Annotated in this window: 11 protein-coding genes and 4 pseudogenes; 10 read left to right on the forward strand and 5 right to left on the reverse strand. The window is 68.8% G+C overall.

Features of this window, described 5'->3' with window-relative positions; all coding sequences use genetic code 11:
* Positions 1–338: 338 nt before the first annotated feature.
* From HEB94_RS51215 to HEB94_RS28415, 3 genes and pseudogenes are all read right to left on the reverse strand, one after another.
* Positions 339–620 (reverse strand): annotated as a pseudogene (locus HEB94_RS51215) (alcohol dehydrogenase catalytic domain-containing protein); the annotation flags it as partial.
* A 50-nt stretch (positions 621–670) separates the two neighbouring features.
* Complete coding sequence (locus HEB94_RS28410; RefSeq protein ID WP_192752726.1) at positions 671–1,954, reverse strand: MFS transporter; 1,284 nt, start codon at positions 1,952–1,954, stop codon at positions 671–673.
* Between the two features lie 20 nt (positions 1,955–1,974).
* Positions 1,975–2,613 (reverse strand): HD domain-containing protein, encoded by a 639-nt coding sequence (locus HEB94_RS28415; protein ID WP_192752727.1) that lies wholly within the window; start codon positions 2,611–2,613, stop codon positions 1,975–1,977.
* A 540-nt stretch (positions 2,614–3,153) separates the two neighbouring features.
* On the opposite strand from HEB94_RS28415, the gene HEB94_RS28420 reads away from it, so the two are divergent.
* Positions 3,154–4,128: a GlxA family transcriptional regulator gene (locus HEB94_RS28420; protein ID WP_337918034.1), complete on the forward strand. Its 975-nt coding sequence runs from the start codon at positions 3,154–3,156 to the stop codon at positions 4,126–4,128.
* Positions 4,129–4,170: 42 nt separating this feature from the next.
* On the opposite strand, the gene HEB94_RS28425 is transcribed toward HEB94_RS28420, so the two are convergent.
* Positions 4,171–4,530: a VOC family protein gene (locus HEB94_RS28425; RefSeq protein ID WP_192752729.1), complete on the reverse strand. Its 360-nt coding sequence runs from the start codon at positions 4,528–4,530 to the stop codon at positions 4,171–4,173.
* A 433-nt stretch (positions 4,531–4,963) separates the two neighbouring features.
* Between HEB94_RS28425 and HEB94_RS28430 the strand changes: the two genes are divergently transcribed.
* The 9 genes and pseudogenes from HEB94_RS28430 to HEB94_RS51220 all read left to right on the forward strand — a co-directional run bounded on the left by HEB94_RS28430 (position 4,964) and on the right by HEB94_RS51220 (position 12,231).
* Complete coding sequence (locus HEB94_RS28430) at positions 4,964–5,938, forward strand: phosphate/phosphite/phosphonate ABC transporter substrate-binding protein (protein ID WP_202896595.1); 975 nt, start codon at positions 4,964–4,966, stop codon at positions 5,936–5,938.
* Positions 5,939–5,952: 14 nt separating this feature from the next.
* A complete protein-coding gene (locus HEB94_RS28435) occupies positions 5,953–6,831 on the forward strand; it encodes a phosphonate ABC transporter ATP-binding protein (RefSeq protein ID WP_192752730.1) in 879 nt (292 codons plus the stop codon).
* Between the two features lie 152 nt (positions 6,832–6,983).
* Positions 6,984–8,639, forward strand: coding sequence for a phosphonate ABC transporter, permease protein PhnE (gene phnE, locus HEB94_RS28440; protein WP_273378414.1), 1,656 nt, complete (start codon positions 6,984–6,986; stop codon positions 8,637–8,639).
* Between the two features lie 91 nt (positions 8,640–8,730).
* Entirely contained in the window at positions 8,731–9,177 is a 447-nt protein-coding gene (locus HEB94_RS28445; RefSeq protein ID WP_202896597.1) for a phosphonate C-P lyase system protein PhnG, read from the forward strand.
* Positions 9,174–9,704 (forward strand): annotated as a pseudogene (locus HEB94_RS28450) (phosphonate C-P lyase system protein PhnH); the annotation flags it as partial. The gene HEB94_RS28445 and the pseudogene HEB94_RS28450, both read left to right, overlap by 4 nt.
* Before the next feature lie 92 nt (positions 9,705–9,796).
* A pseudogene (locus tag HEB94_RS54820) lies at positions 9,797–9,844 on the forward strand (hypothetical protein); the annotation flags it as partial.
* A gap of 33 nt (positions 9,845–9,877) precedes the next feature.
* Entirely contained in the window at positions 9,878–10,138 is a 261-nt protein-coding gene (locus HEB94_RS49560) for a hypothetical protein (RefSeq protein ID WP_202897947.1), read from the forward strand.
* A 54-nt stretch (positions 10,139–10,192) separates the two neighbouring features.
* Positions 10,193–10,987, forward strand: coding sequence for an ATP-binding cassette domain-containing protein (locus HEB94_RS28460; protein ID WP_192752731.1), 795 nt, complete (start codon positions 10,193–10,195; stop codon positions 10,985–10,987).
* Positions 10,984–12,231: an alpha-D-ribose 1-methylphosphonate 5-triphosphate diphosphatase gene (locus tag HEB94_RS51220; RefSeq protein WP_337918035.1), complete on the forward strand. Its 1,248-nt coding sequence runs from the start codon at positions 10,984–10,986 to the stop codon at positions 12,229–12,231. Before HEB94_RS28460 ends, HEB94_RS51220 begins: the two co-directional genes overlap by 4 nt.
* Before the next feature lie 120 nt (positions 12,232–12,351).
* On the opposite strand, the pseudogene HEB94_RS51225 reads toward HEB94_RS51220, so the two are convergent.
* Positions 12,352–13,131, reverse strand: a pseudogene (locus HEB94_RS51225) (MurR/RpiR family transcriptional regulator); the annotation flags it as partial.
* Positions 13,132–13,174: the final 43 nt, after the last annotated feature.

Below are 13,174 nucleotides of genomic sequence, written 5' to 3' on the forward strand. Positions count from 1 at the left end.
GCGGTCGTACGGCGCCGACGATGGGGGTGAGCTGTCCGGCCCGCAGGCGCTGGGCGAGGTCGGTCAGCCGGGCACGGGTCGGCGGCTCGGCCGGTGCCGATCACGCGGGCGCCCACCTCTCGCGCGAGTTGGACGGCCATCGAGCCGACGCCGCCCGCGGCGCCGTGAACGAGGACGGTCTGGCCGGTCGTGAGGTGGGCGTGGTCGAACAGTCCCTGCCATGCGGTCAGTCCGGAGATGGGCAGCGCGGCAGCCACGGTGTGGTCGATGTCGGCCGCGAGGGGAGCGAGGTTGCGAGCCTCCACCGCGGTGTATTCGGCCAGGGATCCGTTACGGGCCCAGTCGGTCAAGCCGAACACCCGCTGGCCCACGCTGAGACCCGTGGTTCCGTAGCCGAGCTCGACCACGACGCCGGACAGATCGTGCCCGGGGATGCTGGGTGTCCGGTCGCGGCCGGCGCGATCGGTCCACGTGGCCGGCCAGTCGAGCTCTCCGGGGGTGAAGCCCGCGGCGTGCACGCGCACGATGACGTCGTTCTCCGCGGCGTGGGGGTAGGGCATGTCGGTCAGGGTCAGGCCGCCGACACCCGCGTCACGGTCCCGCACGGTGATCGCTCGCATGCTCGGAATCCTTTCGGGAACGTTCGTCTGTGTGGGTTGGTGGTGGGCGTTCAGCACGGGTTCCGCGCGTGGCGCGCGTGGCGCCGGCTCCCGGCCGCGGAGGTCGCGGGTCGCCCGTCGTGGGTGCGCCGGTGAGCCTGTGCTCGTCCGGCGTGAACCGCGGCGATCACGGACAGCACTGTGACGAACCCGATGTAGAGGTAGGCAGTGGCCTCCAGCCCCCACCAGCGGGCCAGCAGGCCGGCTGCCAGAGCAGGGACGCTCAGTGCCGTGTAGCTGACCACGTAGGCGGCTGAGAACACCTCCGACCGGGCCTTCGCGCTGGTCGCCGCGCTGATGACGCGGAGGGTTCCGGTGAACGTCAACCCGACGCCCAGTCCGGCGACGACCGAGCCGATGACGAAGACGACCACCGAGGTGAGCAGCAGGGCCGCTGCCAGTCCTGCGGAGCCGACCGTCAGGCACGCGGCCCCCAGCGAGGTGGCGACCCGTGGCGGGTGCCGGAGGGCCCAGCCGCTGCCCGCACTGTTGGCGAGGAACAGCACCGCGATGCTGAGCCCACCCGCGGCGCCGAACCCCACGTGCAACACGGTGGTCACCAGGGACGGGGCGAGCGCCAGGAAGAGCCCGGTCACGGACCACCCGGCGACGATGGAGGGGACCGAGGCAAGGAACTCCGGCCGGGCTTCCCCCGGAACGCGGACTCGCGGTCGCAGCGACGCCAGTCCACCGATCCGCCGGGTGTGTCGCTCAGGGATCGCGAGGACCACCACGGCGAGGCTCACGAACGCCATTGTCAGGAAAGGGAACACGTACGCGTCGGGATGCGTGCTCACCTGAACGAGCAGCCCGACGACCCCCGCACCGATCGCCAGGCCGGCGCTGGTGCCCACGGCTGTCATCGTGGGCCCCAGCTGCGGGCGTTTCTCGGGCGCGAAGTCGACCAACCCGGCGGCGAGCGCACCCGTCGCGGTCCCGGTGGCGAGCCCCTGCACCACGCGGGCGACCTCCAGCGCTCCCACCCCGTCGGCGGTCCAGAAGATCGCCGTGCTGGCTGCGGCTACAAGGAGGGCGGCGACCAGCACCGGACGGCGACCCAGGTGATCGCTGAGCGACCCGACCGTCAGCAAAGCGCCGAGCAGACCGGCGACGTACACGGCGAAGATCACCGTCAGCATCGTCACCGAGTAGCCCCAACGCTCCCGGTACAGCGGGTAGATCGGGGACGGCGCGCTCGCGTTCGCCATCATCAGCACGTTGGCGCAGACGAGCAGGACGAACGAAGCCCGACGTCCCAGACGACGCCCGTTGTCGAGGTGACTCACGACGTTCATCGCGTCGGTGTGATGTCCGGTCAGCTCGGCCAGGGCGCGCCGAGCATGGCCTCGACGGTCGTCGTGCGCTGGAAGCCGGGGATGAAGTGCTCGAGCACGTCGGCGTTGACGGTGCCGTTCGTGGTGTCGGGGCGGTTCTTGAGCCCGTCCACGTAGGCTCGCAGAAACTCGTTCTTGAAGTTCTCTCGTGGGTGGACGGCGACGATCTCGTCCAGCTGATCGCGTTCCAGTCCGTCCAGGCCGAAGCCGAGCACGTCGGTCAGGACGCCGAGGTACGTGGTCGCGATTTCGGGAGCCATCCGGTCGGGGATGCCCGGTGTGGTGTGCAACGCGATCGCCGTCCAGACCGTCTCGACGGCCCTCGTCGAGAAGCCCCGGTCCAGGAGAAACTTGCGCGCGTGGTCGGCGCCATCGACTTCGAAGCGCTGCTCGACGTCGGAAAAGGGGGTCAGGAGGCCGGTGTCGTGGAACATGGCGGCCAGGTAGAGCAGCTCCGGGTCCGGGGTCACTCCGAGCTTGTGCGCGTGCATCAGGCTGAAGAAGAAGACCCGCCGGGAGTGGTGGTAGATGAGGGCGCTGGTCGTCTCCTGGATGAGCTTGGTCGCTTCGGCGACCGCCGCCGTCTCTGGAATCTCCAACCCTGCGATGACCTCTGGCATGACCTCTGACCCTCCGGGAAGCGTGTCGCTGTGGACCGTGTGTCCGATTTCCATGCTGGCCGCCGATCGGCCCGCGGCGCCGCCTTCGTCCGGCCAGGAACCACCTAGATCCGGACACGGCGTGGTCGCAGCCGTGTGCGTCGCGCACGCTTCGGAGCTTCTTGAACAGACCAGCTCTGCCACACCGGCTGAGGCAACTCCGAGTTGTCAGCAGACTCCTCGCGAGCCGAACGCGCCGTATGGCACCAATCACCGCAGTCGGTGCGGACGAGAGTTCGTTTACACGTAAGAGTCGTCACGTAACTCGCTACAGGGCGCAGGAGTGGACGATTCTCGCCGCCTCGGGCGCCCGGACCGCTGCACTGACTCTCGTGACGACCCGCACTCGCCACGGCACGCCGAAGCCACCCAGGCGCCGTCGTAACGGTGTGCTACCAATGAACGGTGTCCATGGCTTCTGCGTCGCCTACCCCTCGGCGGTCAGCGCCGCCGGGGTCCGGCAGGTCACCGAGCGGATCCGGCTCGGGAGGGACCGGAGAGGTGGACGCTACCCCCCATCGCGTCGCGATCCTCGTCTACGACGGAGTGACGTTGCTGGACGTCGCCGGTCCCGCGGAGGTGTTCAAGGAGGCGAACCGGTTCGGTGCCGACTACCGGATGGTATGGCTGTCGCCGACGGGTGCGGACGTCACGTCGAACCTCGGGGTCCGGATCGCGGTCGACGACGCCGTCACCTCACAGCCGGCTTCCGACACGTTCCTGGTGGCCGGGTCCGACCTCTATCCGCGCTTCCGAGTCCCCCGCGACCTGGCGGACGCCGCGCGGATACCGGCGGCTGGAGCGGGCCGGGTCGCGTCGATCTGCACCGGGGCGTTCGTCCTCGCCGCCGCAGGCCTCCTGGAGGGCAAGCGCGCGACCACGCACTGGCGGGTCGCGGACGAACTCGTCGCCCGCTGTCCGACGTGCCGCGTCGAGCCCGACGCGATCTACGTTCGCGATGGCACCACATACACGTCGGCAGGGGTGACGGCCGGGATCGACCTGGCGCTCGCTCTCGTCGAAGAGGACCACGGGCCCGACCTGGCGCGCGACGTCGCCCGTGCCCTGGTGGTGTACATGCAGCGTGCGGGCGGCCAGTCGCAGTTCTCGGCACCCCTGCAAGGACCGCCGCCCCGCTCGCTGGCACTCCGCAAGATCACCGACTGGGTGACGGCGAACCCCGGCGGGGACCACTCGCTGGGTGGGCTCGCGAAACACCTCAACGTGAGCACCCGGCAGCTCACCCGGCTCTTCCACGACGAGCTGTCCACGACACCCGCCCGCTACGTGGAAAACATCCGATTCGACCTGGCCAGGGCACTGCTCGACCAAGGTCACACCGCGACGCACGCCGCGACCCTCGCCGGGTTCCCCAGTTACGAAAGCATGCGACGGGTTTTCGCCAGGAAGCTGTCGATCAGCCCCGCCGCCTACCAACGCCGGTTCGGCACGGCCCGTCGCGCCAACGCGGGTTAGAGCAACGGCGGGGCAACGGCTCGTTCACTGACCGGACACCCTCTAGGCGTCCTTGTGACTGGTGACGTTGATGAGGTTGCCGTCAGGCGCGCGTACGAAGAACCGCCGTAGGCCCCACGCTTCCGTGGTGAGCGGGTGGACGATCTCGAAGCCGCGCTTCTTGGCCTCCTCGTAGGCCTCGTCGATGTCGTCGCCGACGTGGATCGAGATCACCGAGTCCTGCGGAGCGGTGGCGTCGCGGGTGACGAGCTGAACGACGGCCTGGCCGTCAGGGGACTGGTACCTGGCGACCCAACCCATGTTGAACGCCTCGACGCTGAGCCCGAGGTAGTCCACGTAGAAGTCGCGAGCTGCGCCGATGTCGGGGACGGAGAGGTTCGCGGTGATGCCGGTGACCTGCATCAGTGGCTCCTTCTTGTTGGTGGCGATCCGCGGTCATTCTTTTACGTTCGGGCGAGGCAGTCCAGCTCAGCGCGCACGTGAGAACCCGTGGTCGCGTAGGTGAGGAACAGGAGCGCCCCGGGTCGGCGGCATCCCGACCCGGCCTGCCTGGGGTCTGGGTGGACGACCGTTCCGGCACCGAATCTTTACTGGAACGTTCGTTCCATCTGGCTTCGGTTCCGTCCGCGTTTCGCGAGCCCTTCCTAGCGTCGTTGTCGTGCGTGTCCCGCAACACGAGTGTCCGTCGACCGGCACGTGCTGGAGCTGCCGGTAGGCAGGCACAGGTTGACTGCGTGGAGGGCTTGCACTCGGCCCGGGGGAACTCGCACTCGACACGGCGCGGTGACCAACCGCGTTCACGACGCTCATCCGCGATGAGAGGAACCCCACCGTCATGGCACGAACTCCGATCAAGATGATCGCCTGCCTCGCCGGACTGGTCACCGCGTTGGCCCTTGCCGGCTGTGGCGCGAGCGCGGCCCAGACGAACGACGCCAGCACCGGCAACCCCGGGTCCGGCTCCGGGGGCGGCTCCGACCCCGACACCATCACCATCGCTCACATTCCCAGCGAGGAGAACACCGACATCGACCAGTCCTACGCGAAGATCGCGGAGGTCATCGAGCAGGAGACGGGTAAGAAGGTCGCCTTCCAACAGGCCACGAGTTATGCGGCCGTGATCGAAGCCCAGCGGGCCGGGAAGGTCCAGATCGCGGCGTACGGTCCGTTCTCCTACGTGGTCGCCAAGGACAGTGGTGCCGGGGCCGAACTCCTCGGCTACTCGGCAGAGTCATCGCAGGACCCGGGCGGTTACTACTCCGTCGCCAGCGTCCCGAAGGGCTCGAAGATCACGGATCTGAGTGGCTTCAAGGGCAAGAAGGTCTGCTTCGTCGACCCGACCTCGACGTCGGGATACCTGTTCCCGTCGGCTGGTCTGCTCAAGGAGCACATCGACCCCAAGAAGGGTGTCACGCCCATCTTCGCCGGGGGTCACGACGCGTCGGTCCTGGCTGTCGCGGACGGACAGTGCGACGGCGGGTTCAGCACCGAGTCGATGGCCAAGGAGGAGCTGATCAAGAGTGGTCAGCTCAAGCAGGGTGACATCAAGGTCATCTGGAAGTCGGAACTGATCCCGCCCTCGCCGGTAGCGGTGAGCACGAAGTTGTCCCCCGAACTGCGCAAGCAGCTGAAGAACATCTTCCTGACCAAGCTGAACGTCGACGCGCTGAAGAAGAGCGGCGAGTGTGACACCTCCAAGGACAACTGTGGTCTGCCCATGAAGTGGGGCTACCTGTCGATCGAGGACTCGGCTTACGACGGCATCCGTGCGGTCTGCGACACCACGAAGTCCGACTCCTGCAACGCCTGAGCCCGGAGGCCGCGATGACCACACAGAGGGAAACCGAACATGGGCAGCCGGCGATCGTCTTCTCCCATGTCACCAAGCGGTTCACCGAGACCGTGCTCGGCTTGGACAACGTCACCTTGACGGTACCGACAAGTCAGCGGGTCGTTCTGCTGGGACTCTCCGGATCGGGGAAGTCGACGATGCTGCGCCACGTCAACGGGCTGCAGCGGCCGACGAGCGGCACGATCGAGGTGCTCGGGCGGGACGTCGGAAGCGTGACCGGACGGGGTGTGCGCGACCTGCGTCGCCACGTGGGGTTCATCTTCCAGAACTTCCACCTCGTCGGGAGCATCACCGCGCTGGAGAACGTGTGCACGGGCCTGCTCGGCTCGCTGCGCGGGCCGCGACTCGGCTTGTGGATGTATCCGAAGTCGTGTCGGCGGCAGGCACTGGTGCAACTCGACCGGGTCGGCCTCGCCGATCGGGCGTTCCAGCGTACGGACACGCTCTCCGGCGGGCAGCAGCAGCGGGTGGCGATCGCTCGCGCGCTGATCCAGCAGCCGTCGGTGTTGCTCGCCGATGAACCGGTGGCCTCGCTGGATCCGGAGTCGAGCGCGCAGGTGCTCGACGTGATCACGAAGATCAGCGCCGAGGACCACCTGACGGTCCTGTGCAGCCTCCATCAGGTCGAGTTGGCGCTGGGGTTCGCCGAGCGGGTCATCGGCCTCCGGCACGGCCGGGTCGTCCTGGACGAGGTCGCGAACAAGATCAGCCGCGCGCAGGCCATGACGGTGTACGGGCCCAACGCAGTTCCGGATGTACCGCCGGACGTGACCCGGAACCCGACGCCGACCCCGGCCATGACGCCGACCCCGACCATGACGCCGACCCCGACCGCCACCCCGGTCGGGTAGCTCGAACCGGGTGGCTCGAGTCGGACAAGAGGAGGTACGCCATCACCACGCTCGGGAGTGAACCGCGGGCAGCCGGCGAACTGCCCGCGGGACTCCAGTTCCCTCCGCGACCGCGGATATCGCTGAGCAAGATCGGCAACACCACCGTCCTGCTGGTCCTGGGCGCCGCCGCTATCTGGTCCGTGATCGACCTGCGGATCAACGTGGCGACCTTCATCGACGGTTACGGCAACGCCGTGGACTTCCTGCGGCGTACGGTGCCGCTGCGCCTTCCTCCGCTCGACGAGATCTGGTCGATGGTCGGACAGACGCTGGCGATCGTGGTGCTCGGCACCGTCCTCGCCTATCTGCTCAGCGTCCCGGTCGCGTTGCTCGCCGCCGAGAACACCACGATCAACAAGCCTGTACGGGCGGTGGCTCGCATTCTCATTGTGGTGGCCCGGGCCATGCCCGAGCTCATCATCGCGATGTTCTTCCTCCGGGTCTTCGGGCTCGGAGCGCTGCCCGGCATCCTGGCGCTGGGGCTGGGCTCCATCGGCATGATGGCCAAGCTGTTCACCGATGCCATCGAGGAGCTCGACGCCGGACCACGGGAGGCGTTGCGGGCGACCGGGGCGACCAACCTGCAGCAGATCGTCGGCGCGGTCATTCCCGCCCTGAAGCCGGCGATGGTCGCGACGACGCTGCACCGCTTCGACATCAACCTGCGCGGGTCGGTGATCCTGGGCTTCGTGGGGGTCGGCGGCATCGGGCTGCAGATCTCCGCGGCGCTCCAGACCCTGAACTACCGGCTGGGCCTTGGACTCATGGCGATCCTGCTCGTCCTCTGCCTGGTCACCGAGCTTGTCTCCGGCATCGTCCGGACCGCCCTGCTCGGCCGGGACTACACGCCCAAGCACGCGACCCTGATGTCCCGGCTGGGGCGGTGGCTCACGCCCCGGCGGGCCGGACGCGCCACGACCGGGACGACCGGGACGACCGGGAGGGCCGAGAGGACCGTGCCGAACCGACCGTCCTCGTTCGACCCGGACCGGGTCTCTCCGCCGTGGAACGGCGAACGGATCCGTCGTGCGCTCTGGGTTGGTGCGGTGCTCGTGGCCCTGGTGGCCGCACTCATCGGCGCGCAGATCTCGGTTGCGCAACTCGAAGGCGGACTCGGCAAAGCGCTGTACACGTTGGGTCTGTACTTCCCACCGAGCACGGCCGAGATCGGCGACAAGCTGGTCGGATCGATGGTCGAGACGCTTCAGATGGCTCTCGCCGGCACACTGCTCGGACTGGTCCTGGCCACACCGATCGGAGTCCTGGCGGCCCGGAACGTGGCGCCACCCCGCGTCGCGGCGTTCTTCCGGACGCTCGTGGTCTGCGTCCGGGCGATCCCCGGGATCATCATCGGGATCTGCTTCGTCGTGATCACCGGGCTGGGCTCCACCGCCGGTGCTCTGGCACTCGCGATCGGCGCGATCGGGTTCTTCAGCAAGATCATCGCCGACTCGATCGAGGAGACGGACGTCCGGGTCCAGGAGGCGATCCGTGCCTCCGGAGCGGAGGCCCAGCAGGTCTTCGTGGCCGCGACCCTGCGACAGGTGGCGCCCTCGCTCGCCTCACACGCCATGCATCAACTGGACAACGACCTGAGAGGTGCGACCGGGCTGGGCGTCATCGGCGCCGGAGGCATCGGTTTCTACATGCTCAACGCGGCCCGCGTGCTCGAGTACGGCGTCGTCACGACCTGCATGTTGATGATCCTCGTCAGCGTCCTCCTGGTGGAGGGGTTGGCGCTCTGGACGCGTCGGGAGGTCAAGTGAGGAGACGCCCTGTCGGGATGAATCCTCGGGCCGACCCTCTCCGCCTCGCCCGGCCGACGCCCTACCGATTCCTGAACGAAGGTGGCAACACATGACCGCACCCCCACTGGGCGAGATGACCCGCGAGGAGATCTGCGCCGAGCTGAACCAGGCCGAGTCCGGCGACGTGATCGCGCTCGCGGCGGCCTGCGTGGCCGGCGATGCCGCCCTCGTCATCACCCGGCCGCCCACGGTCGGCACGGTGGTCACCCAGGTGCGTGAACCGGTCGCCGAGCAGCGGTTCATCCTCGCCGATGTCCTGGCCTGTCAGGCCGAGGTGACCCTGCACGGTCACCAGGGCTGGGCGATGCGGATGGGCTCGGACCGTATGGCCACGCTCGCGGCCGCCATCTGTGCGGCCGAGTTCGAAGCGAACGGTCCGTACGCGGCAGAGATCGTCGCGCTGTGCCACGCCGGCCGGCAACGCCGCAAGGAGAACCGCTCCGCCGAGTGGGAGCGGCTCGCTCCGACCATCGTCGAGTTCGAGGAGATCCCATGACCCTCACGGCCACCACACCACCCTGCACGGCGCCGAACGACTGGCCGACGCTGCGAGCGCTGCCCGGTGACACGTCCCAGCAGGTCTTCCGCGCCTGCCTGACGGCTCTCGCCCGGCCCGGCATGGTCACGCGTCTGCCTGCCGGCTGCGTACCGGACTCGGTCCCGGCGGTCGTTGCACCCGTGCTCGCCCTCACCGACCTGATGACCCCACTGACCGGTCTGGACGCCGCCGAGGTCCCCGGCGCACGCGAAGCCGCCGATCTGCTCGCGAGGGTGACCGGCGCGAAGGTCAGGGAGCCGGCCCGCGCGCGGTTCGCCCTTGCCTTCGCGGAGTCTGCGGAGATGACCGACCTGTCGCTCGGTTCCCACTGGTCACCGGAGTTCGGTGCGCTGCTGTGTCAGCGGGTGACCGGGCTCGGGGACACCACCGCGCCGAACGACCGGCCGGCTCTGCGGCTGCGGCTGACCGGCCCCGGTGTGAAGGTCAACGCGGACCTGACGGTCACCGGGCTGACGCCACGTTTCGTCGAGCTCCGGGCCGGGGTTGGCGGTCCTATCACGCCATCCGGCAACGCGCCACGGAGCTGTTGGACCGCGTGGAGGTGCCTCGTCACCGGATGGACGACGTGGTGGGCCAGTTCTCAGGCGGCATGCGACAGCGCGTCCAGATCGCCAAGGCGTTGGCCACCGATCCCCAGGTGCTGCTCCTCGACGAGCCGACGACGGGCCTGGACGCCTCGGTAGCCGCTGGCGTCCTCGACCTGCTCCGTGAGTTGCTCGCCGAACGGGAGATCGCCGTCGTCGTGGTCAGTCACGACTTCTCCGTGATCGGCGCGCTCACCGACCGGACCGTCGTCATGCGCAACGGCCACCTCGTCGAGAGCGGACTCACCGACCAGCTGTTCGCCGACCCCCACCACCCCCACACCCAGCAGCTCGTCGCTGCGGCGCGCAGCTGAGAGGCCACCATGACCCATCCTGACGTGACCCAGCCAGCCGTGACCCAGCCAGACATGACTCATCCCGAGGCGACTGGCCAAGACCTGACCCACCCGGCTCCGGTCCTGTCGGTGCGCGACCTGACCAAGACCTTCACCCTGCACGCGATCGGTCGGGAGGTGGTCTCGCTGCGGTCGGTGTCGTTCACCCTGTACGCCGGCGAGCACCTGGCCGTCATCGGAGCCAGTGGGGCAGGCAAGTCCAGCTTGCTGCGGTGCATCTACCGGAACTACCTGCCCGACACGGGGACAGTGCAGGTGCACGACGGTGGCCGAACCACCGACCTGACCGCGCTCGACGACCGCACGATGGTGCGGCTCCGCGGTCGTGACTTCGGCTATGTCTCCCAGTTTCTCGACGCGCCGCCACGACAGGGACCCTTGCGGCTGGTCACCAACGCGGCCAGGCGGCGTGGGTTGTCGCCGGCGGCGGGGGAGGAGGCCGCCGCCGCCTCGCTGGCCAAGCTGGGGGTGGAGGAGCGGCTGTGGGACGTGGACTGCAGCGTGTTGTCCGGCGGCGAGCGCCAGCGGGTCAACCTGGCCGCCGGCACCGTCAGCCCGCCCCGTCTCCTGCTGCTCGACGAGCCGGTGTCGGCGCTGGATCCGGCCAACCGGGCACGCGCGCTGACCGTCATCGAGGACCTCCGGCACCAGGACGTGAGCGTGTTGGCGATCTACCACGACATGACGATCATCCGTCGTGTCGCGAGTCGGGTTCTGCTGATGGAGAACGGCGTGATCACCGCGGACGGGACACCGGACGAGGTGCTCGGCAGCGGGGTGCGTGGCCTCGAGGAGGTGTACGCGTGAGCGACACGCTCTCGCTGTCGTCCGGGGACCAACGGTCGTCGTCCCCGCTGCCCTGGTCACTGGGCCGAACTCCGTCGTCGTACGTCGTGTCGAACGTCCGGGTCGTCCTCGACGACCGGGTCACCGACCCGGCGAGTGTCGTCGTCGAGCGGGGTGTCATCGTCGCGGTCGTCGAGCGGAAGCACCCGCTGGTCGGAGACGTCGACGGTGGCGGCCTGGTGCTGATGCCGGGGCTGATCGACGTCCACAGCGATGCTCTGGAGAAAGAGCGGGTGCCACGCCCGACCGCGGTGCTTCCCTGGGACTTCGCGCTGGCCTCGTTCGAGACCAAACTCGTCGGTGCGGGCGTGACCACGATCTTCCACGGAGCGGCGTTCCAGAACAAGACCGCCCACGGCGTGACCCGTACCCCGACCACCGCCCTGGACATCTGTGAGACGGTCGACCGGCATCGAAGCGCCCGGGTCGACCACCGGGTCGACCACCGGGTCCTGCACCGCTTCGCCATCCGCTCAGAGGATGGGGCGAACTCGCTCCGTGAACGGTTGCGGGCGCACGCCGAGGATGCCGAGCCGATCCTGCTGTCGCACGAGGACCACACCCCCGGCCAGGGCCAGTACGCGAACGTCGCGCACTTCGTCGACGCCCGGGTGGCCAGTGGCGCGGACCGTGCGGAGGTGACCGCACAGGTCGCGCGGCGGATGGCCGAGGCCCACCTGACCGATCACGTCCGGGAGGCCAACTTCAGCTGGATCGAAGGCTTGGTACGTGCGGGTCGGGTCCGGCTGCTCGGCCATGACCCGGACTCGGCCGAAGCCGTCGACGCACTGGTCGAGCGCGGTGGCAGAGTCGCGGAGTTCCCGACCACCCTCGAGGCGGCGCGGCGCGCCCGCGAGGTCGGGCTGTTGGTCGTCGCCGGCGCACCGAACGTGCTCCGGGGTGGGTCACACTCCGGCAACGTCGCCGCCACCGAGCTGATCTCCCACGGTCTGGTCGACGCCCTGGCGTCGGACTACCTTCCGACGGGGCTACTCGGTAGCGTCGCCGCCCTTGTCCGCCGAGGCCTCACGTCCCTGCCCGAGGCGGTCGCCCTGGTCACCGCCGGCCCGGCCGCCGTTGCCGGGTTGGGGGACAGGGGCCGGATCGCGCCCGGCCTGGTCGCCGACTTCGCGCTCGTCGACGACCGCACCAGCTGGCCCCATGTCGTGACGACACTGAAGGCTCACCCGCTGGCAGTCCTTTGACGATCCGATCCGGTCCCGGCCGGAGCGGCGCACGATCAGGACACAGAGCGCGTTGAGCACGGCGAGATGGACGAGGCGGCTCGCCATCTCCTCCGAGCGGACCCCGGCTGGCCTGCTGCCAGCGACCAGCACCGCCTCCGCGATTCCGCTCAACCGGGAGTTCGCGAAGCTGGTCAGGGCGACCGTGGGTGTCTGGTTGGTGATCGCGATCCGGATGGAATCGATGGTGGAAGGGGTCCGCCCGGAGTGGCTGATCGCCAGACACACGTCCTTGCAGCCCAGGCTGTGGGCGGCCGCCTGCTGGGTGTCCACCTCGACGGGATACGACACCGGTAGACCGATGCTGGTCAGCCGGTAGGCCATGTCCGCCGCGATGGGGGAGGACGTTCCGGTCGCGACGATCAGAATCCGTTGCGCGTTGATCAGCAGGTCGGCGACCCGGTCCAGCATGGCGACGTCCATCGCGTGCGCGGTGTCGACCAGGGCGTCGGCTATGTCCGCGAACACCTTCTGGGCGGGGTTGGACGAGGCGCGGTCCACTGACCTGGTCGACGGGCTCCAGGCAGGCGCACTTCGTTGGGCGAGCCTAATCTTGAAGTCCTGGTAGCCGGGCAGGCCGAGCGCATGGCAGAAACGCACGACCGACCCGACCGAACTCCCTGATGCTTTTGCCAACCGAGCCGCCGACATGTGCAGGACGTTCCCGGGCGTCTCGAGAACCGCCTCCGCGACACGCCGCTCTGCCGGAGAGAACCCCGGAAGTCGGGATCTGATGAATTCGAGCACGTCACCGTCGACCGGGGCTTGGGACGTTGGATGCTCCATGCGAAGGACGCTAGGAAGGGGCCGCGAACATCGGCGGAACTGAAGCCGGATCTGGAGCGGACGGTCCAGGATCATCGGGTGACGGAATCTCGTTCCCAACGCCTGCCGTCGTCCTGAT

The sequence above is a fragment of the Actinopolymorpha pittospori genome (assembly GCF_014873875.1).
Classification (GTDB): Bacteria; Actinomycetota; Actinomycetes; order Propionibacteriales; family Actinopolymorphaceae; genus Actinopolymorpha; species Actinopolymorpha pittospori.